Genomic DNA, 19,971 nt, shown 5'->3' with positions numbered 1-19,971 from the left:
ACTTGCCGAGTAAGTCTATCCTTTTTTCTCTCTCCAAGCAAAGGCTCTCGATAAGAAGACCCAGCGAAACATATTGTCTAGAATGGTAGCTAACCAAACTCCGCTTAAGCCCCAGCCCAATGCCATCGTTAAAAGAGAAGCTAGACCAACTCGAACTAGCCACATACCCAGTGTAGTGGCATAGAAAGGAAGACGAGCATTGCCTACCCCTTGCCAGAGAGCTGTATTCATGAGTGTCCCAGCTGTGGCAGGTGTTCCGCAAAAAGCATAAAACATGACAAGAGAAGCAGCTGCTAGCGCTTGACTGTCTTGGGTATAGAGCCCAGCTAAGAAAGTTCCAAAGAGGAAAACGAGGCCAGAAATCAGAGCCATCCAGACAAGAGAAAGCCAGTAGGCTGATTTGACCAAGATTCTCACTTGCTCACTATCCCCTCGACCACGAGCTTGAGCCACCAAAATAACCAGAGCCGTCGCAATCCCCATGCCAGGCATATAATTAAACTGGGTTAAGGTTTCGCCAATAGCATTGCCAGCCACAACTGCGGTTCCCATGGAGACAATCAAGGTCACCACAACCACATCACCAGCCCGCATCATCAGTCTTTCTCCAGCAGCCGGTAAGGCTAAGGCCAGCAATTCCATATCTACTTTCCAACTGGGTCTTCTTAACTTCAGAGGAAGTTGCTGCCAAAGAATGAGACAGGCAATAAGACGAGAAAAAAGTGTACCCAGGGCTACACCCACAATTCCTGCTTGAAAAAGAAAAACCGCTATGGATGAAAAAAGGAGATTGAGGACATTGCTAAGCAGACTGACATACATGGGTAGGCGACTTTTTCCGAGGGAACGCAAGATAGCTCCCAAACTAAGGGATAGGGCCAAAAAGAGGATGCCACCACCGACCCAGGCCAGATAGACTCCTCCTGCAAGTGCCACAGACTCTTCCGCTCCTAAGAATAAGAGAAGATCTTTCCCAGCAAAAATGGAGATTATCCCTAAGAAAAGGCCGAGCAGGATACTGAGTTTTAAAACTTCCACTACCTGAACAGCTAGTTTCTCCTGGGATTTTCTACTATAGGAGTTTGCTAAGATAGCTGATGCTGCTGTTCCTAGTGCAATAAAGATAGCCTGAAAAATGCTAATAATGTTGTTGGCGATTGCCACGCCTGAAATGGCTATCAAGCCCAGATGAGCCACAAGGTAGGAATCCACCGTCCCCATAAGGAAGTTCAGAAAATTTTCAGCCATAGCTGGCAGGGCAATTTGTAAAATGTCTCTATAATATTTCATTTTCTCTCATTAGAAAAGAGCCCTAAGGCTCATGGAATGCTGCTTATACCTGCAAATAGTCTTCAACTGCTTTTTGCATATCAGCTGTGGCTACAACTGTATCATGTAAAACTGGAGCAGTTTCCAATCCATCAACTGCCTGTGGATAGGCCACGCCTGAAAGGTCATGGAGGTTTTCCAAGGCTTCAAAATCTGACAAACCTGTTTTTCCTGTTACTGCTTCTACTGCTACTACTGGGAATTTATAAGGACTAGCTGTCGATACGATGACTGTTGGACGGGAGTCCCCAGTCTCCTCTTTATAAGCTTTATAGACCGCAGATGCGACTGCTGTATGTGGATCCTCGATGTAGTCATTTTCTTCATAGACACGCTTGATTTCAGCTGCTGTCTGTTCTTCTGTTGCAAAACCAGCTGCGAACAAGTCCAAAATAGCGGCATCCGCATCCGTCAGGCTGTACTCCCCTTTTTCCAGCAAAGCTTCCATTAATTCTTTTGTCTTTTCAGCGCCATTGCCGACCAAGTGGAAGATAAGGCGCTCGAGGTTGGAAGAAACGAGAATGTCCATGGACGGACTAGTTGTGACTTTGAAGGCCCGCTTCTTGTCATAGGTTCCTGTCGTGAAGAAGTCGGTCAAGACATTGTTATCGTTAGAGGCACAGATGAGTTTTCCGACTGGAAGACCGATTTGTTTGGCGTAAAAGGCTGCCAAGATATTGCCAAAGTTGCCTGTCGGTACGGTGAAGTTGATTTCATCACCTGCATGGATGTCCCCTGCTTTGACCAACTGGGCATAGGCCCAAACGTAATAGACAATCTGTGGCACCAAACGACCGATGTTCATGGAGTTAGCAGATGAAAATTGGAGTTTATGGGCTGCTAATTTATCCCGCAAATCGCTATCATTAAACATGCGCTTCACATCTGTCTGGGCATCGTCAAAGTTACCGTCGATAGCGACCACATGGGTATTGCGACCAGTCTGTGTGGTCATCTGTAATTCTTGAACTTTCGAAACGCCGTCACGTGGGTAGAAGACGATGATTTGGGTGCCTGCTACATCCGCAAAACCAGCCATGGCTGCCTTACCAGTATCCCCAGATGTTGCCGTTAAGATGACAATCTCGTTTTCCAAACCATGCTTTTTAGCAGCAGTGGTCATTAGATAAGGCAAGATAGAGAGTGCCATATCTTTAAAGGCAATGGTCGATCCACGAAAAAGCTCCAAGTTGTACTGCCCATTGAGTTTGACAAGAGGAGCAATTTCTGGCGTGTCGAACTTGTCGTCATAGGCATTGTTGATGCAGTAGTCCAACTCCTCAGGTGTAAAATCATCCAAAAAGGCAGACAGAACTAGCTTGGCCACTTCTTGGTAACTAGCATCTTTTAAAAGAGCAAAGTCGAGATCAACTCTTGGATAGGTTGTCGGCGTAAAGAGCCCCCCGTCACTGGCCAATCCTTGCAGGATAGCCTGACTGGCAGTCACTGTATTATGGGCATCACGGGTTGATTGATAAACGAGTGTCATAGATAGGTCCTCAAAAGTGTATTTTGTTTATTTTACCATAAATTGACAGAAAATTCTTTGCTAAAGAGATGTTTATACTAATAAGTATGTTTTTCTGAAGTTACGTCACTAAAAAAGATAGATTTCCTAATTTTAAATAAGCAATTCTATTTTAGTGTGCTATAATGGAGTAAATTAGAAGAGTGTAGGAGGATGACTATTATGTCATTATTAAAAACATATGGACTGGCTTTTGTCATTTTCTTTGCCATTGATCTATTTTGGTTAGTTTTTGTCGCTAATCGCTTTTATAAAGAGAGCATTGGTCATCTGATGGCCGACCAGACCAATTGGCCTGCTGCCCTTATTTTTTATATACTTTTCATAGGAGGTCTCGTTTTCTTTGCTATTCAACCGGGGTTAGAGCGTAATAGTTGGACCTATGCCTTAATGGCTGGCGCCTTATTTGGTCTGATGACTTATGCTACCTATGATTTAACCAATTTGGCTACTCTGAGAGATTGGCCTCTAAAGATGACCATCATTGATTTAATTTGGGGAACCAGCTTAAATGGTCTAACTGCAGGTCTAACGACTCTCCTCATCCAATATTTAAATAGAAAGTAGCACTATATGGTTGGTATTTCAAAAACAGACTTAGACGGGCTTGATTTGTATACAGCTTTCCTAAGTGGAGGCGGGGCTATCGTCTCCCATCGGAAAGAACTGAACAATATCAATGTGTTTCCAATTGCAGACGGAGATACTGGAAACAACTTAGCACATACCATGTTGGCTATCCAAGAACAAGCTCAAGCCCATCAATATTCCAAAACTAGTCTCCTATCTTTGGCAGATGCTAGTCTAATGGGAGCTAGAGGAAATTCTGGAATCATCTTTTCTCAATTCATCAATGGACTGGCTGACCAAGCCCCTGATCAAGAACAAGTCAATCCCAAGGACTTTGCTCTTCTTGTGAAGAAAGCGAGTACTTATGCTAGAGATGCCTTAAGCAAACCAGTAGAAGGAACAATTATCACCGTTATCGAGCAATGGTCTTCTGCCTTATTTGAGTTTGCAAACGAGAATTTAGATTTTGCTCCATTATTGAAACATGGGTTAAGTGTAGCTAGACAAGAGCTAAAAGAAACGACTCAAAAAAATAAAATACTTCAAAAGGCTAATGTTCTAGATGCTGGAGCGCTCGGTTTTCTCTATTTTCTCGAGGCTTTCACACAATCCATTATCACAGGGGAAAGTGAATTACAAATGGAAACCAGTTCACCACAAGCAAAAAAAGAGGATAGTGCTCCCGAGCATGAGGCTTTCGATCCACGTTTTCGCTACTGCGTCGAAGCCATTGTCCAAGATTTGACCATCTCTAAAGAAGCCTTGAAAGAGCGACTAAAAAAGCTGGGAAATTCCTTAATTATCGCTGGGACAGAGAAGAAAATTCGGCTCCACATCCATACCAGTCAACCCGAAAAACTTTTTTTCCAACTGAAAGATTGGGGGCATATTCTATTTCAAAAAGCTGACGATATGCAAAGGCAATTCGAGAGTATCTATAAGCGCAGACATCCCATTGCTATCGTGACTGACTCCATTGCTGATATCCCTCAAGATTTTATAGATGCTCATCAAATTCATCTACTTCCTCTTAATCTCATCATTGATGGCGTTAATTACTTAGATAAGATAACAATGACTCCCCAATACTTTTACCAGTTGATGGACGAATTGGAAAACTATCCTAGTTCTTCCCAACCGACTATAAAAGAGGCGGAAAAAGTATTAAGAGATTTAGCCGATCATTATCAAAGCATCATTGTGATCACTGTTTCTAGTCAGATGAGCGGTACTTACGAAACATTGGTCAAGGCTAGTCAGACAACTGATTTGAAAGAGCATCAGATTGCCATTTTGGACTCTAAGCTTAATTCTGGAGCTCAAGGACTGATTGTTAAAAAAGCTGCTGATCTCTTAGAAAAAAGCTATTCTTTTGAAGAAATTATCCCTAAATTAGAAGAAACAGTTGCCAAGACAAGCATCTATGTCAGCGTTCAAACCTTAGAATACATGATCAAATCTGGCCGAATCGGAAAGGCTCAAGCTTTTGCAGCAAACCTAATAAATCTAAAACCCGTTGTTTCAATCAATGAACAAGGGCAGGGAATCGTCATCGGTAAAGCCCTAAGCCTCAAGGCCAATACTAAAAAAATCCAAGACTTGGTTAAAGCCAAATTAGAAAATCATCAGATTGAAAGTTATGCTATTGTCCACGCCAATGGCGGTAAGCGCGTAGCAAAGTTTGAAAGCTACTATACAAATTTGCTGGGTATGTCTCCTGATTATGTCATGGAAATTTCACCTATTGTAGCCATGAGTGCGGGCTTAGGTAGCATTGCTATTGCTCTCACACTCGCCTAAGAAAGAAGAGGTTTTACATGGATAAAAAACGTCTATTCATTTACCCCGTTTTGTTTATTTTCGCCCTTGGATTGGCCACTTATGGGTTCACACGTTGGGGAAAGGAAGGTCTCTTACTACCACTGCTAGTAACTCTTGTCTACTTCACTGCAATTTTTTTGATTGCAACCAAAATGAAAGACAATTCTATCGTGGATATGGGTTGGGGATTGGGTTTTGTAATTGGAAGTCTCACCACCTTGGTTTTGACGGATAATCCGACTCCCCTTTCTTATCTTATTGTTACCTTTATAGCCATTTGGGGCATCCGCCTCTCTTTCCGTTTGGTAAAAAGAAACTGGGGGAAGCCGGAAGATTTCCGTTATGCTAATTGGCGAAAGGAATGGGGAGATAAAGTTGTTCTCATTGCTTTTTTCAGGATCTTTATGGTGCAAGCCATTATTAATTTCACTGTCGGATCGGCAGCTTATTCCCTGATTAAATATAGACCTTTCCCACTCACTACTTTCTCCACACTACTTATCATTGGAGGACTTGCCATTGCTCTCTTAGGCCTTTTCTTTGAAGTAGTCGGTGATGAACAGCTTCGTCGTCATATCAAAAAAGGAAGCCGAACTCTCATGCAAACTGGACTCTGGTCAATGACCAGACACCCTAACTATTTCGGTGAAATCCTCATCTGGTGGGGTCTCTATATCAGCAGTCTAAGTATGATGCTTGATTCAACTGCAAGCTTCTTCTACTCTATTATTCTTCTTTTGTCACCAGCTATCATGACTTTAGTCCTAATCAAGATATCCACTCCACTCCTTGAAAAACATATGTCTAGATACGCAGGTTGGGAAGACTATAAAAAGCAAGTTACCATGATTTTCCCCTTTCTAGGAAATCATTGATGGAAACAAAAATCATAGCTAGACTAGACGACAAGGTTGAAATAGTTGAAAAAATCTAGTAAAATTGTCAGATACTGATTGCTCTGATCTTCAAATAAAATCAAAAATAGATGGGGTAAAGCGACATAGACATACCTAGTGGCAGGCAATGAGCTTTAACAAAGTTTCATTTTGATTTTCAGAGACTATGCATTTATCAAGGCAAGCAAATCAATGATTCGTTCTACTTTGGATGATTATAACTATTTTTTCATCACTCTCCTGCATAAGCCTCAAAAAGACTCCAAACTAAGATTTCAAGAATCAAAGTTTGGAGTCTTTTATGATTTCTAAAATATGAGTCTGACAAAATGACTTAACTTTATCTTAGTTCCTACTTATTTCTTTTCAAAGACCAAATCATCTTCAGCCTTTTCACCCTTGAGTGTCAAAACGCCATCTTTGAAAGTGTACTTATAAGACTCACCTTTTTCGACTAGACCTTCTGCAACCACATCATTAATCTCGGTAATATCAAGTGTTTCCTTAGTACGATCTACATCGCCATCAAAAACATCAGCTTTTACATAGCCACCTTTGGCATCATATTCACCACCGAGTTCCTTGGCCATTTGGTTGATAGAGTCTGAAACCAAATCATGAAGTTCATCATCTGAGAGACGATTCGCATCCACTTCAGCCTTCTGTTGTGGATCTAAACTTTCGTAGGTGAAACCCATCTTCTTCAGCTCCTCGGTAAAGGCAGCGTTCTGTTCATCCTTCAAGGCTGTGAAGAAAGCATCACTATCGACATACATCAGCATCTCAAAGGTCGCCTTATCTTCTTTGACATTAAGATTGAGTTCAGCCTTTGTCATGATTTCTTCTAACTTATGGTCTGAATAAGTAAATACTTCTTCACTACCAGCCGTTTTGAGAGCTTCTTCGTACATGACTTTTGCCCCAGTAGGGCTCGTCCAATTGCCATCAATACTCTCTCCTTGAAACATAGAACAAGCTGCTAAACCAGCTGCCAACAGAATCGCTTAAATGCTGATCAAAGCAAATTTCAAGGTAGATTTAATATTCTTTTTCATGTGCATACCTCCATATGATCAGCCTGAAAAATAAATGTTCCTGTCTTCATTATACTGCTATTCAATTAGAAAGTAAACTAGAAACCCCGTATTCATGAATAAACGACTTCATTTGAATATAGAACAAGGACATAAGCCTAAGTATTATCTGCTTGTATTGACCAACTGAGCGGCACCAATCACACCTGCATCATTGCCAAGTTCTGCTAACACAATCTGACAGGTTTGACGAATCTGAGGGAATGTATAGGCCAGTGCTTGTTGAGCAATCTTTTCTCTCAAGAATTCACCTGCTGCTGATACCCCGCCACCAATAACAATATGACTTGGACTGAGAGTGTTGGCGATATGTGAAACTGCTAGAGCTAAGTAGTCTACAAATTTATCTACTACCATATTCGCGAATAGATCACCTGTTTTTGCCGCATCAAAGATAGCCTTCGATGTCACTTCATCACCGTTATCGATATCTTTCTTGATAGGTGATTCCCCTTCATAATTATCTGAAAAACGGTGGGTCAAATTGACGATACCTGTTGCGGATGCGACAGCTTCTAGGCATCCCTTCTTGCCGCAGGTACAAGCTGTCATGTACTGAGTATCCACCGTTAAGTGTCCAATTTCTCCTGCCGCACCACCTTCACCGGTCACCAGCTGTCCATTGACAACAATTCCTCCACCCACTCCTGTTCCAAGGGTGAACATCACAACATTCTGATTACCTTGACCGGCACCTTTCCACTGCTCTCCCAGAGCTGCTACATTGGCATCATTGCCAATGAAAAACGGCAAATCAAAGGCTTCTTTAAAAGCTTTCCCAACTTCCTGTAACTCGGACCATCCTAGGTTATAGGCGCCAACAACCGTTTTGGCCTGGGCATCTACCTTTCCAGGTGATCCCATCCCAATACCGATAAAATCTGAAGCAGTTAGCTGATACAAGTCTAGCTTATCTTTGATGGAAGAGATGATGTCTGGAACAATATGTGTTCCATTATCTAATACATTGGTCTTGATAGACCATTTTTCTAAAATTTCACCTTCTTGGGAAATCATTGCCAGTTTCACGCTGGTTCCTCCAAGATCGATTCCAATTATTTTTTTCGTCATGATATACCTCTCATTTTATGGAATAATGCGTGTTAAGCACAATAGTTTTGTAAGAAACGAGCAACCCCGTCTTGGTCATTGCTTTCAGTAATATAGTCTGATTCTTCTTTCAAGGCTGGAACTGCATTGCCAACGGCCACACCAATTCTAGCAAATTTAAGCAGCTCCAAATCATTGAGATTATTCCCAAAAGCTAGAAGATTTTCTTGACCAAGTTGCAATTCATCCAGCAATAACTTCAGGGCCTTGGCCTTGTTGTCCCCTTTTTGCATGATTTCAAGATAAAAATCTTCACTCTTATTGATCGAAAATAGATCTCCAAAAGCAGATGAAAAGAGCTGAATGGCTTTATCAAGGTCTTCTTTTTGACCAACAGCCATTATCTTAATAATCGGCTCTGAAACATAACTTTTGGGATTTAAGACCGTCAAAGGAAGATTACCTAAGTAAGATTCGCGAACGGTTAGAGGATGCACTTGGTAATTATAAGTGTACATCTTATCCATGGTCATGGCGTGGGTCCCAAGGCCAAATTGTGCGAAAAAGTGACTGATACGCGCAAATGATTTGGGAGCCAGGTCTGCCTGATGGAGTATCTGCTTCCCATCACATGATTGAACCAAGGATCCGTTGTAGCTAACTGTGTAGTCCTGATCATCTAAACCGATTTGGTCAATCAAGTGTTGCATTCCTTTGAACGGGCGACCTGTGCAGAGTACAACATGAATCCCTCGAGACTTTAGATTTTCTAAGGCTGTACAGTTGGTTTTGGACAGTTCCAATTGACTATTTAAAAGAGTGCCATCCAAATCTGTGGCAACCATCTTGATAGAATTCATCCTATCTCCTTTCAATAAGATACAAAGAACGCAAGGAGTAAAGCAAAAATATGCGATACGTCAGAAATCCAATTGTTACATCATTTTTGCACAACTCCTAGGTCGTGTTCAATTCATATAAACATACAGATGGTGCGAAAATAGGGAGGGACCGCTGTGGCACTAACGTTCATATTTTCATACAGTTCGCAACCCATATTCAATCTTTTTATTTGAAAAAAACAGTAAAAAAGCGCAAAAAATCACTTCCTATGCTATACTGTAATTGAATTTTTTTAGGTTTTGGTGTTAGAACTGTTGCCTCAGTCCTAACGCCTTTTCTTTTTGATAAGGTTGATGGGTTAAGAGTAGTTTGTATATGGTTCTGAGAATTTTATGGGCACAGGCAATGACAGCTTTCATCTTGCTTCCTCTTTGGGAAATTCTATTGTATAAGGATGAAAATGCTGGGTCTTTGGAGTGTGCCGCAATGAGTCCAGACATGGTCAAGGCCTGTTTGATATAGCGATTTCCTTGTGTGATATGCGAGGATTTTTTAATCCCAGCACTTTCATAGGAACCAGGACAAAGTCCCGCCCAAGAAGCTAAGTGTCCATCTGTTTCAAAACTATCTACGTTTGGTCCAATTTCAGCTAAAACAGTGGCTGCACAGGCTTCACTCACACCAGGAATGGTTTGGAGTAATCGATTTTCTTCAGGGAAACTCCTTTGCGATGTAAGTCTGTATTTCGCTGGTCAATTTATCCATAAGTTCTTGATACATCCGATATTCTTCCAAACTCTGATTCAATAGAAAACGATCTTCCAGTGATAACTTCCCATTCATGGCCTCAACTAGTTCCTCAGGACTCGCTTTAACATGCTTGTGAAGGCAAGCTGATACACTATCACAGTCAATGACTTCCCCGTTAATAAAGAGTGTTAGAAGGGATTGGCCTGTCTTGGAGAAGATATCAGAAAGATAGCTGGTTAGTTTAATGTTGGCACGCTGTAAGAGATTATGAATTTCGTTTTTGACTTGTGTTTGACGCTGTTTATAAGAACGTAGCCGACGAGTGAGTAAACGCAATTGCATGACCTCGGGACTGGGAATATAAGATAGCGAAATGAGACCACACCGACCCAGTTGAGCGATCCACTCTGCATCTTTCACATCCGTTTTTCGACCAGGAACATTTTTGATGTGTTGTGGATTAGCTAGAACAAGGACTAAATCGGAATCAGAGAAAATATTAAAAAGAGGGAGCCAATATTGGCCAGTAGACTCAAAGAAGACATGGGTCACACGGTTTTCCTCTAGCCAGGCTAGAGCATTTTGAAGGGCGACTGTCGTTGTCCCGAATTTCTTCTGAATTTTCTTAGGTTTGTTGGTATCTAGTGGACCATCTAGGATACAACAAACAATGGATTTTTGGTGGACATCAATACCGCAGCAGGTTTCAATCATGACTTCCATACGAAAAGCCTCCTATTCTAATCTTGAACAATGGAATAAGAGGCTTCTTGTAATTTTATTTTCACGCTCCAGGCGTATTCGAGTTATCTCATGACTCTTATTCATCCAGTTTTCTGTACAGGCTAGGCAAAGCCCTATTAAAGACCACGGATTTGTATTGTTGGTATCTAGTGGACCATCTAGGATACAACAAACAATGGATTTTTGGTGGACATCAATACCGCAGCAGGTTTCAATCATGACTTCCATACGAAAAGCCTCCTATTCTAATGTTGAACAATGGAATAAGAGGCTTCTTGTAATTTTATTTTCACGCTCCAGGCGTATTCGAGTTATCTCATGACTCTTATTCATCCAGTTTTCTGTACAGGCTAGGCAAAGCCCTATTAAAGACCACGGATTTGTATTGTTCATCTTCATTATAAGCTGAACATCTTTTTCTGTCATGAGTTAGCAGGTGAAACCTGCTTAGAGTTTTTTATAGGAACTTAAACAATAATCATATTTTCCCTAGTATAGGTTCCACCGTTAAAGCTCGTCTCATCCCCATCTTCATCGAACACATCCAAAAATGGTGGCATATACGAGCAAGAAGCCGCAAAACGGACGGAAACATCATGGAAACCTTGAGCCAAGCCACCCTTTCGATAGACTTTCAAGGTTGCTACATCTGTGATGCGCCAAAAATCTTTGGAAGCTCTGGATAATTCCTCAACGCTATAATCCTTGCCGTTGATTTCCCAAATAACTTGTTCTTTTGGATAAGTCACACCATCGACGATCACTTTTCCTGGTCGAAGCTGGCTGAGCCAGACACCGCGGTAGTAATCCGAACGAACGCAAACTTGAAAACCTACGACTTGGCCATTTTCAACGATGTTATGAAAACCTCGATATTGAATAACTTGTGATTCTAACATATTCTCTCTCCTTAATGCCCCAAAATGCGCTTCATCATAATATGATGTTTACGGAGTTCTTGGGAAACATACCCTTCTATTTCTTTGTGGGCTCCTTCGTACTCACTCAGGAGATAACCTTCCCAGCCATGTTCTTTGAGAATGGTCAAAATTTCTGGGTATGGAATGGTCAACTCATTGAAATCATCATCCATTTTATTGAATTTTGCATGGATACATTTTACATATGGAAGGAGGGGGATGATTTCTTCTGGTAAGGAATGTTTGCTGTCTGGATTGAAAACAATGACTCCTGGAACATCAAGGCGATTTTGGAAGACACTGAGGTCAATATTGAGACCAAAATGCTTAGTGCCTGTCTCCTCAATAAAATCAACATAGTCTTGCACGAATTGATCTGCCAAAACAGTGGTCAAATGAATCTCCGGACACATGATAACATCGTATTTTTCCGCTTCTGGCAAGACTGACTTGATAATCTCACGCCAATTTTCAACAGGAGCTAATTCTCCGTTGATCACCCCCATTTTTGTCCGTAAAATCTTAAAACCTAATTTATTGGCAATCTTAAAATCATTGATCAGCATCTCACGCGCTTCTTCCAAATCGATATCCCGATCTTTGTAGAGTCGAGTATCTACCCAATGACCATATTCGGCAGGTTCAATTTGGTATTTGTCGCATAGATATTGCCATTTTTCTACATATTCGTCACTCAATTCTGGGTAACTATCAATATGAGAATTGGCCAGAATCTCAATTCCAGTTGCTCCCATATCATGGATGTCCTTGAAACAGTCTTCCAAATTCATGGTCTTTCCGTATTCGCCTGAATAGCTATAGACCGCTACTCCTCGTTTGATTGCATTGGACATGTCAAGTCCTCCTTGTCTTTCTTACTCTCATTATAATCCAGTCGGAACTAATAATCTCACCTGATTTTTAGATGGTCTTTCATTCATTTTTAAGACATTCTGGACCTTCTTTTATGGCATAGAATAAAAAGATACCAGTCAAAATCATATTTTTTTATTCTTTCTGGAAAAGGGGTACTTCTCCTATCATCCCAATCGGCTCCATGGGTTCGAATTGGTTTAGGAGCAAGGTAGCATCAGCTAGTTGGCGGTCTGCAGTAGTCGGAACCTCTATCACCAATTCGTTTTGACCTACTCTTAATTGACTTTCCAACAAAAGTTGGTAAGGTGGAGCAATGAGTGTATCTACTTTTTGTCCATTCAGGTAGACAACAGCTCCGTCAAAGACTCTTTCAATGGTTAAACAACAGACACCAATCTTTTCCAATTGGAAGTTTGTACGGTAGGTAATTGTTCCGCTAAAGGTTGGAAACTCTCTGGCTAAGATTGGTAAAGCTTTTGTTTTTCTATTATGAACAAGTTTCCCTTTGACATCTATCATGCTGATTTCCCAATCTTGGGAGAATGGGATTGGACGACTAAGACTAGTATTTTCTAGACCTTGGTCTATTTTTTCTTCATCTGTCAGGATAAAGATTTTCATCTGATAGGGTGCAAGCGTTACTTGACCACTCACTTTTTGAAGTTTTTAAGATATCACATCGTAATCGTATACGTATTTTTTCCCGAATGAAGGGATAAGAATCTCATAACTATCATTCAAGGATTCGTTATGAACAAGAATGTAGTTTGTTCCCTGCTGAATCTGATGGCGAGCTGCAATTTTAGCAGATGATTGTTCCGAAACCTGAACCAATCGGTAATTAGATAATTTGTCTGGCAAATCGTCTAATCCTATTTTTTCAAAGTAGGTAAAACTTCTTGGAAGCACTTGGTTTTCATCCACACAGGCTGTAGGATAGTCATCTACAAACAGTACAGACCCTTGTGGCAACCGTTGGAGAACATCATAAACTTTTTGCGGTAGAAATTCCGTTCTTGGAATGATGATTTTTTCAAAATGATGGTTATTCAAACAGAAACCATCTGATGTAATCGTCATTTTTTCCAGCCAGTTAGTTGGCAAGTAGAGAAAATCAATTTGAGATTGCGAGAGAATTTTGGATGGCACTTGCATCTTCATATAATCCCCCAACCACTCCAACTCAGCATGATATAGTATGGCCACCTTCGCTTCAACCCTAGCTCCTGAAAATAAATCAGCGCTTTTACCCATATATTCCATCAACTTGCTGAAAAGCGGAAATTGTGGGTTAAAGCCATTCGCATAAAAATGAGGAGGCGAATCCAAGTCTGGGAAGGAAGCCATAGAAAAGGCGTGAGGGACAAAGTTAGTGACACCGCGAACCAATAGGCTATCCATAATCCACTTCATGTTTCGGCTAGTCAATTGCCAGCCATAGGCACCGTAAAGCTCACAAAAGGCTTGGTTGGTCTTTGTTGGGTCTAGTTGAGCAGACGAATCCGCTAATTTTGGCAAGCAATACTGGTAAAAAATACCATCATTTTGAGAATTATTGGTTCGGAAGGTCTCATCGCCACCAATAGTGATCTGGGTGGATATGATATCAATCCCAGCCATTGATTGCCCTTCCATAGCCTTGAAATAGTGACCTGCACCCGTCCCCAGACGGGCATGCATATTATTGTCTTCAATGATGTGCCCAATGTAGTCAACACCTCGCTCTTGACACCAATTCCCTATCTGTTGGCTAAAGTTTTGACTGTACAAATCAGTGACTAAGTTCATATAGCGCAAGCGAATGGCTTTGCTGTTATTCTTTTCAGCAGATTCTTTCCATAAGAGGGGTAAGTGAACAAGATTGTTTTTTAGTTTTTCAGCCACATCTTGGCTCCATGGGAGGGCCATATCTTTCTGGCCAATGATTTCATCACGAGCAAAACCTGTCGCATTGCCAAAACCTGGCTCATCCGAAAAGAAACCACGGAAGACTGTCCCGAAATAATCTTTAAACCGTGCATAATGTGGCTCATAAATGGTCTCAAGCAGTAATTTCACTGATTCCTTCTGAAGCATATCAATGTAATGCTCCTCTCCGCCATTTTCTGTCGTCCGATAGACCACAAAAAGTCGCCACACTCCCTTTGGAAAAGTAAAATGAAGGAAATCCTGTTCCATATATTCCGATAAATCCAGATAATTCTCTGAGATTATATTATCTTCTACCAAAGGATAGGCAACCAGTGCCTCGATAACATTGTGTTCAATGGCTTGATAGTAGGCTTCTGAGCGCTTGCGATCGGACCATTTGCGTTTCGGTTTGCGCAACAGATTTAGATTAACAGATAGTTCATATCCTTCGCTGTAGAGATCCACCGCACTGTAAAAGAGATAGTTTTTCTTGAGATTAGGATGTTCTTTGACGGCTCCATTTGCATAACCTGTTGGAAAATGGGCATCGTCCAAAAGCCAAACCTTCATGTCCAATTCCTGAGCAATTTTTAGCATTTCCTCAAAATCGGACCACCATTGGTCTTCTAAAAAGTGAGGATGGGTCCGAGATTCGACCACAAACTCATCTATGCCTGATGCTTTGACATGTTCAATTTCTTGTCGAACTCGTTCAATTGGCTCGCCTTTTACCCATAGAAAGGGGAAAATATGTGATTGATGTTTCATTGTAACTCCTATTTTAAAAAGCTTATCCCACTAAACCGGGTAGGTCACTGGAATAAGCTTTTCTGATCTATTTCATACTCTGTCGAAAATCACTATTCTCCAGCTAATTTGCTTTCGAAATCTTCATCACTCCAACCTCCGAAGAAGTAAGTGAGTACAAAGGCTGCCACAAAGGCAATGACCAATGTAGAAATTCCCCAGAAGACATTTTGACTGAGATTATCGCCTCCGAAGTAAGCAAAAACATTAAAAATTCCTGATAACCCCGGGGCAAAAATTTTCACCCCCATCATTCCTACAACTCCACCGGCTATCGCCGTACCAATTGAAGCCGTTACAAATGTTTTTCTAGATGGAATGGCAATGCCGTACATCGCTGGTTCTGTTACCCCAAGGATGGCTGTTAGACCAGTTGAATAACCTAGGGCTTTCAACTCGCTATTTTTACTGCGAAGAGCTACCGCTAATACCGCACCTGCCATACCAAGAGCAGCTGGTGCAAGCATTCCGTAGATTGGGTCATAACCATATTGGATGGTGTAGTTGATAAGAATTGGAACAACAACCCAAGCCAAACCAAACAAGATGATAACGGACCAGAGACCACCAAAGATGATACCCGTCAAGATTGGGCTAAAGTTGAAAATCCACTCCAAACCTGCTGAGAGAACATTAGAGAGCAGTGTTACTAATGGGCCTACTACAAGAAGAACAATCGGAACTGCAAGAATGATGACAAAGAATGGTACAAATACCATCTGCAATACATGAGGCAAGGTCTTTTTGAAGAATTTTTCTAAAATAGATACCAACCAAGCTGCAAAGATTGCAGGCAATACTGTGTTTGAATAGTTGAGGTAAGTCAATGGAATCGCAAACAAATGACCAGGATTTCCAGCAGTTGCTGCTTCAATCAAGGTTGGATAAATCAAAATTGCACCAATAAGGGCTGATAAGTAGGGCGTTGCCCCAAACTTTTTACCTGCAGTGAAGCCGATGAATACTGGGAAGAAATAGAAAATCGCATTGGCTGCCGCAAAGAGTACGAGGTAAGTTGACGACTCATTGGACATCATTTTCAGCTGCACAAGAAGAGAAAGTACCCCCTTAATCGTACCACCTGCTGCAATCAAACCAATCAAAGGAACGAAGGTCCCGACTACAATACCAATGATTTTATCAAAGAGTTTTTCTTTAGCTTCTGCTTCTTTGACTTGAACCTGCTCTTGGGCACGAACGTTCGCTGCTTCAATAAACTCTGGATAGAGATTTCCAACTTCTGTACCGATGATAATCTGGTATTCTTTTCCTTGTTTATTGAGTCCTACAACTCCCTTAACTGCCCTAACTTTGGCATCATCGACGATATCATAGTCTCTGAATTGCAAGCGTAAACGTGTGAAACAGTGGCTAGCACTGATGACATTGTCTTTTCCTCCGACAGCTTCAAGAATGCCGTCAATCTGTTGTTGATACTTCATCTGATAACCTCCATGTATCATTTGGTTTAATATTATACGAAATTAAGTTGCGCGTTCCATCAGCTATTTCGATGATGCTGACTCCCGCATTGACGAGTTGCTCTGTCGGATTGACAGATGGATCGACATAACAAGCAAGATTGCGGATGGTATTGCCATGGGTAACAATGACAATGTGATCACCCTTATCATATGTTGCTTCCACCTGCTCTAGTCCCGCTATCACTCTAGACATAAATGTGTAGTAATCCTCAGCATCTCCAGTTGGATCTGCCTTATGGAAACAATTTTCAATATCAGAAATCTTGGCACTTTGATAGAGCTCACCCACAAGTGCAAAGCCATTTTTTTGCGCCACATCCGTCCACGCCTGATCCGCATCAGCTCCTTCATAGTAACCAAAAAAAGTCTCCCGAAAGGCTGGTATTTGCTTGATATCTGATTTCAAACCCAATACCTTGGCGATCTCATTGCCTGTTTGGATCGTTCTTCCCATATCTGATGTAATCATTTGGGTAATCGGGTATTGCTTAAGATGTTCCCCACACTCTCGAGCCATTTCGATACCTGCATCCGTTAAGGGAGTATCTGCCCAACCTTGCATGCGTTTGTATTTATTTAGGTAAGTCTCTCCATGCCGCACTAAGTATAATCTCATGTAAGTATTTACCCTCCTTTGCTTGTACATTAATGATATCGCTTTCAAAACTTTCCAACTAGCAAAAAAAAACGCATCTTTCTGATACGTTTTTAAACTCCTATAACATGAAAATATTTCAATCTTAAAAAAGATACATCTTTTTTTATCATTGACTAATTTCAATAAAGATCATATCGTGCGGTTGAAGCTCAAAACGAACTCGCAACCCTTCTGGTCCCGCCTTGAAAGAATCTCTGCTCAAGGTCGGTAGACAACGATGAATCAAGTAATCCACTTCATCGCTCCGATAGTTACTGGTACTACTAAAGAGATTAGCCTCTCCTAAGATTGCACCGTTCCCAACACCCATTTTCCGTTTACGCATCTGATAAGGTTTATCACTCGTTAATTCCGTCAAAATGATTTCAAACTTACTAATGCCATCTTGCTCAAACATATCACCAATATTGTTCTTATCAAATACCTTTTCATCCACATAATAATATTGGCTGTTGAGATGGCAATAATGGTAAGCTAAAACTTGAATTTTTTGTTTATCCCGTGTAACGATTAAACCATCGGAGAGGTAAAGTACCTCGCTTCCTAAACTACTAAGAAAATCAAAGGCATAAAAAGCTGGCTTGGGTATCCCACTCTTTGTAATAATCCCTGAACCACCAAAAATTTCATCATTAGCCACATCAATTGCTGTAGATGAGAAATCCGATAATTGCCAGTAACCAAGTAAGTCAACTTGATCTATAATTGGCAAAGTATTCTTTAAAATATAGGCCCCTTTAAAACTGGTATCATTTATGATGTCTCGACCAGAAATGGTGACATTAAACTCTGTGATAAATATCGGGCGTTCCCAATCAATCTGTTTCAGATAATCTTTAACATTCTTGACCGTTCGAATTAAGTAATCCGAATCAGGAGAGATATAAAAGTCGGAATTGTGTAGCGTACGTTCCTTGACAATATCCATCGGGAAGACATAGAGGCTTAGAAAGTCTGGTCCAACTCCATTCTTAGCCCAAGACGCTAATAAGTCATCTGTTTCTCGACCTTCAATCCCGACACTCAGACCGCATCCGCCAATTTTAACACCGGGTAAGATTCCTTTTATTCTTTGATAAATGAAGGTAAAGAAGCTGAGATATCCTTCATTGCTTGTAATGTCAATGGTTTTTCCCTTATAATCAAACTGACCTAAGGAGAGTTGATCAACAGCACCCAATACCATTTTGTTCGGCTTCCAAACTTCAAATATCCAGTTAGTGACTTCATCATAACCAAATTTCTCAATGCAGTGTTCAACCAAAATACTATAACGATTCAATAGATTCTCCATGCTCTGATTTGGTAAGCTCAGGAGAGACTGTTTTATAATCTTTCGGTTAGCTCCATGAATAACCTTTCCTTTTATACCTAATTCAATAAATGGTTTCAGGCCTAAATCTAAAATAGCCTGTAAAACTTCGTCTACTTTTGCAAAATCAAAGAACCCATCATGCTCTGTCAAAATAGATTGACTAATCAATCCCCAAACTCGACCATAACGAAATTCTGCATACTGACTGATTGGTTTTACCGTTTTGATATAAGAGCGATGAAGCAAATCCTCTGCTGCTCCCAAATTAATCATCAACTTATCGTGATGGTATGGGCTGGCATTCGCAGTTGATATCTGAATAATTGAACTTTTACTCTCTTTTAAATCATTTTCAATGAATTCTTTAACATCAGAAAAATCATCTTCGACTTGCTGATTTGGTTTACTGGAAATAACTACATTTTTTTTGGTTTCAGAGCGATAGTCACTTGGTGTTAACCCTTGGTATTTTTTAAAGAGGCGATTAAAGGAGTTGATATTGCTAAACCCAGCAGAAAAGGCAATATCTGTAATGGACAACTCTGTTTCTGTCAAAAAACTACGAACTTTCTCTAGTCTCTTGCGGATGATGTACTCAGAAATACCGATTCCAACTTCCTCTTTAAAAAGTTTTGAGAGGTACTGTTCCGAAACAAACATTTTTTGTGCTAGATTCGTCAAGGTTAAGTCTCGATCAAAATAGTTGTCGATATAAATTTTCAAATCTTCAATTTTAATACGACCATTTTTTTTATTTTTAAATTTTATTTCCGCAGAATAATACGACTCTAATATAGAAATCAGTGAAAAATATTCTTCATAGAGGCGGCTATTTGATAATGTTGACCCCGTCGCTTTAAAAAGAAGTAACTGTTTCAAGGACTGAGAAACCTCGAAATCTGAACCCTTGACCTTATTGACCGAGTCCCCTTGAAAGATATATTCAACCTCGCTCATATTGCCCCGGAAATAATCCAGAGCAAAATAATAAACCTTCCCCTTCATCTGAGACAGCTCATAGCGAGTTGCGTTGCTCAGAATAAAAAAATCGTCATTACCTAAGGTCGTGGACTCATCATTTCGCTGAATATTTACGCTACCCAATAACGAATAGATAATTCTTATTTTGTTATCAAAAAATTGGAGTGTTTCGTTTTTTCGAATCGTATTTATATCAATGTGACTCCAAGCATCAAGAAAGTTCATTCCATTCTCCACCAGTCTGTATATATCTAACCATTTCATTATATCCGCTACATCTTGCCCTGCTAAAATCAATGTAAGCGAAATCAAAACAGTATAATCCCATTCTAACATAAATCACTAGTTTTCGATATATTTTTTGAAACTGTTTACATATATTAAATTGATAAAT

17 protein-coding genes and 1 pseudogene are annotated in these 19,971 nt (G+C 40.6%); 3 read left to right on the top strand and 15 right to left on the bottom strand.

Features of this window, described 5'->3' with window-relative positions; translation table 11 throughout:
* Positions 1 to 15: 15 nt before the first annotated feature.
* A complete protein-coding gene (locus BN1356_RS02690) occupies positions 16 to 1,290 on the bottom strand; it encodes an MATE family efflux transporter (protein ID WP_093649878.1) in 1,275 nt (424 codons plus the stop codon).
* Between the two features lie 43 nt (positions 1,291 to 1,333).
* On the bottom strand, positions 1,334 to 2,818 hold the full coding sequence (gene thrC / locus BN1356_RS02685; RefSeq protein WP_093649877.1) for a threonine synthase: 1,485 nt from the start codon (positions 2,816 to 2,818) through the stop codon (positions 1,334 to 1,336).
* Positions 2,819 to 3,019: 201 nt separating this feature from the next.
* On the opposite strand from thrC, the gene BN1356_RS02680 reads away from it, so the two are divergent.
* From BN1356_RS02680 to BN1356_RS02670, 3 genes are read left to right on the top strand one after another with little or no spacing between them, the layout of a single operon-like run.
* Entirely contained in the window at positions 3,020 to 3,424 is a 405-nt protein-coding gene (locus BN1356_RS02680) for a DUF2177 family protein (RefSeq protein ID WP_093649876.1), read from the top strand.
* A gap of 6 nt (positions 3,425 to 3,430) precedes the next feature.
* Positions 3,431 to 5,227, top strand: a complete 1,797-nt coding sequence (locus BN1356_RS02675; RefSeq protein ID WP_093649875.1) for a DegV family protein — start codon at positions 3,431 to 3,433, stop codon at positions 5,225 to 5,227.
* A 17-nt stretch (positions 5,228 to 5,244) separates the two neighbouring features.
* On the top strand, positions 5,245 to 6,123 hold the full coding sequence (locus BN1356_RS02670) for a DUF1295 domain-containing protein (protein ID WP_093649874.1): 879 nt from the start codon (positions 5,245 to 5,247) through the stop codon (positions 6,121 to 6,123).
* 377 nt (positions 6,124 to 6,500) lie between these two features.
* On the opposite strand, the gene BN1356_RS02665 is transcribed toward BN1356_RS02670, so the two are convergent.
* From BN1356_RS02665 to BN1356_RS02605, 13 genes and pseudogenes are all read right to left on the bottom strand, one after another.
* On the bottom strand, positions 6,501 to 7,139 hold the full coding sequence (locus BN1356_RS02665; RefSeq protein ID WP_093649873.1) for a hypothetical protein: 639 nt from the start codon (positions 7,137 to 7,139) through the stop codon (positions 6,501 to 6,503).
* A 204-nt stretch (positions 7,140 to 7,343) separates the two neighbouring features.
* Positions 7,344 to 8,309: an ROK family glucokinase gene (locus BN1356_RS02660; protein WP_093649872.1), complete on the bottom strand. Its 966-nt coding sequence runs from the start codon at positions 8,307 to 8,309 to the stop codon at positions 7,344 to 7,346.
* A gap of 32 nt (positions 8,310 to 8,341) precedes the next feature.
* Entirely contained in the window at positions 8,342 to 9,148 is an 807-nt protein-coding gene (locus tag BN1356_RS02655) for a Cof-type HAD-IIB family hydrolase (RefSeq protein ID WP_093649871.1), read from the bottom strand.
* Positions 9,149 to 9,436: 288 nt separating this feature from the next.
* A pseudogene (locus BN1356_RS02650) lies at positions 9,437 to 9,823 on the bottom strand (transposase); the annotation flags it as partial.
* A gap of 19 nt (positions 9,824 to 9,842) precedes the next feature.
* Positions 9,843 to 10,604: an IS110 family RNA-guided transposase gene (locus BN1356_RS02645; protein ID WP_093649747.1), complete on the bottom strand. Its 762-nt coding sequence runs from the start codon at positions 10,602 to 10,604 to the stop codon at positions 9,843 to 9,845.
* A gap of 12 nt (positions 10,605 to 10,616) precedes the next feature.
* On the bottom strand, positions 10,617 to 10,853 hold the full coding sequence (locus BN1356_RS02640; RefSeq protein ID WP_093649870.1) for a hypothetical protein: 237 nt from the start codon (positions 10,851 to 10,853) through the stop codon (positions 10,617 to 10,619).
* A gap of 239 nt (positions 10,854 to 11,092) precedes the next feature.
* Entirely contained in the window at positions 11,093 to 11,524 is a 432-nt protein-coding gene (locus BN1356_RS02635; RefSeq protein WP_093649869.1) for a C-glycoside deglycosidase beta subunit domain-containing protein, read from the bottom strand.
* An 11-nt stretch (positions 11,525 to 11,535) separates the two neighbouring features.
* Positions 11,536 to 12,399: a sugar phosphate isomerase/epimerase family protein gene (locus tag BN1356_RS02630; protein WP_093649868.1), complete on the bottom strand. Its 864-nt coding sequence runs from the start codon at positions 12,397 to 12,399 to the stop codon at positions 11,536 to 11,538.
* 154 nt (positions 12,400 to 12,553) lie between these two features.
* A complete protein-coding gene (locus BN1356_RS02625; protein ID WP_141651816.1) occupies positions 12,554 to 13,075 on the bottom strand; it encodes a hypothetical protein in 522 nt (173 codons plus the stop codon).
* 12 nt (positions 13,076 to 13,087) lie between these two features.
* Positions 13,088 to 15,100, bottom strand: a complete 2,013-nt coding sequence (locus BN1356_RS02620; protein WP_093649866.1) for a hypothetical protein — start codon at positions 15,098 to 15,100, stop codon at positions 13,088 to 13,090.
* 92 nt (positions 15,101 to 15,192) lie between these two features.
* Positions 15,193 to 16,581 carry a PTS transporter subunit EIIC gene (locus BN1356_RS02615; RefSeq protein ID WP_176694205.1) on the bottom strand — a complete coding sequence of 463 codons (1,389 nt, stop codon included), beginning with the start codon at positions 16,579 to 16,581 and terminating at the stop codon, positions 15,193 to 15,195.
* Positions 16,559 to 17,239 (bottom strand): histidine phosphatase family protein, encoded by a 681-nt coding sequence (locus BN1356_RS02610; protein ID WP_176694204.1) that lies wholly within the window; start codon positions 17,237 to 17,239, stop codon positions 16,559 to 16,561. Before BN1356_RS02610 ends, BN1356_RS02615 begins: the two co-directional genes overlap by 23 nt.
* A 148-nt stretch (positions 17,240 to 17,387) precedes the next feature.
* Positions 17,388 to 19,913 (bottom strand): GH39 family glycosyl hydrolase, encoded by a 2,526-nt coding sequence (locus BN1356_RS02605; protein WP_093649863.1) that lies wholly within the window; start codon positions 19,911 to 19,913, stop codon positions 17,388 to 17,390.
* Positions 19,914 to 19,971: the final 58 nt, after the last annotated feature.

Origin of the sequence: Streptococcus varani (genome assembly GCF_001375655.1) — a bacterium.
GTDB lineage: Bacteria > Bacillota > Bacilli > Lactobacillales > Streptococcaceae > Streptococcus > Streptococcus varani.
Note: the sequence above shows the minus strand (reverse complement) of the source record. Positions and strands in the feature narration are given on the sequence as shown.

Excerpts from the sequence above, each read along its gene's own strand:
- BN1356_RS02690 (WP_093649878.1), bottom strand. The coding sequence starts at position 1,290 with ATGAAATATTATAGAGACATTTTACAAATTGCCCTGCCAGCTATGGCT.
- thrC (WP_093649877.1), bottom strand. The coding sequence starts at position 2,818 with ATGACACTCGTTTATCAATCAACCCGTGATGCCCATAATACAGTGACT.
- BN1356_RS02680 (WP_093649876.1), top strand. The coding sequence starts at position 3,020 with ATGTCATTATTAAAAACATATGGACTGGCTTTTGTCATTTTCTTTGCC.
- BN1356_RS02675 (WP_093649875.1), top strand. The coding sequence starts at position 3,431 with ATGGTTGGTATTTCAAAAACAGACTTAGACGGGCTTGATTTGTATACA.
- BN1356_RS02670 (WP_093649874.1), top strand. The coding sequence starts at position 5,245 with ATGGATAAAAAACGTCTATTCATTTACCCCGTTTTGTTTATTTTCGCC.
- BN1356_RS02660 (WP_093649872.1), bottom strand. The coding sequence starts at position 8,309 with ATGACGAAAAAAATAATTGGAATCGATCTTGGAGGAACCAGCGTGAAA.
- BN1356_RS02655 (WP_093649871.1), bottom strand. The coding sequence starts at position 9,148 with ATGAATTCTATCAAGATGGTTGCCACAGATTTGGATGGCACTCTTTTA.
- BN1356_RS02645 (WP_093649747.1), bottom strand. The coding sequence starts at position 10,604 with ATGGAAGTCATGATTGAAACCTGCTGCGGTATTGATGTCCACCAAAAA.
- BN1356_RS02640 (WP_093649870.1), bottom strand. The coding sequence starts at position 10,853 with ATGGAAGTCATGATTGAAACCTGCTGCGGTATTGATGTCCACCAAAAA.
- BN1356_RS02635 (WP_093649869.1), bottom strand. The coding sequence starts at position 11,524 with ATGTTAGAATCACAAGTTATTCAATATCGAGGTTTTCATAACATCGTT.
- BN1356_RS02630 (WP_093649868.1), bottom strand. The coding sequence starts at position 12,399 with ATGTCCAATGCAATCAAACGAGGAGTAGCGGTCTATAGCTATTCAGGC.
- BN1356_RS02620 (WP_093649866.1), bottom strand. The coding sequence starts at position 15,100 with ATGAAACATCAATCACATATTTTCCCCTTTCTATGGGTAAAAGGCGAG.
- BN1356_RS02615 (WP_176694205.1), bottom strand. The coding sequence starts at position 16,581 with ATGAAGTATCAACAACAGATTGACGGCATTCTTGAAGCTGTCGGAGGA.
- BN1356_RS02610 (WP_176694204.1), bottom strand. The coding sequence starts at position 17,239 with ATGAGATTATACTTAGTGCGGCATGGAGAGACTTACCTAAATAAATAC.
- BN1356_RS02605 (WP_093649863.1), bottom strand. The coding sequence starts at position 19,913 with ATGTTAGAATGGGATTATACTGTTTTGATTTCGCTTACATTGATTTTA.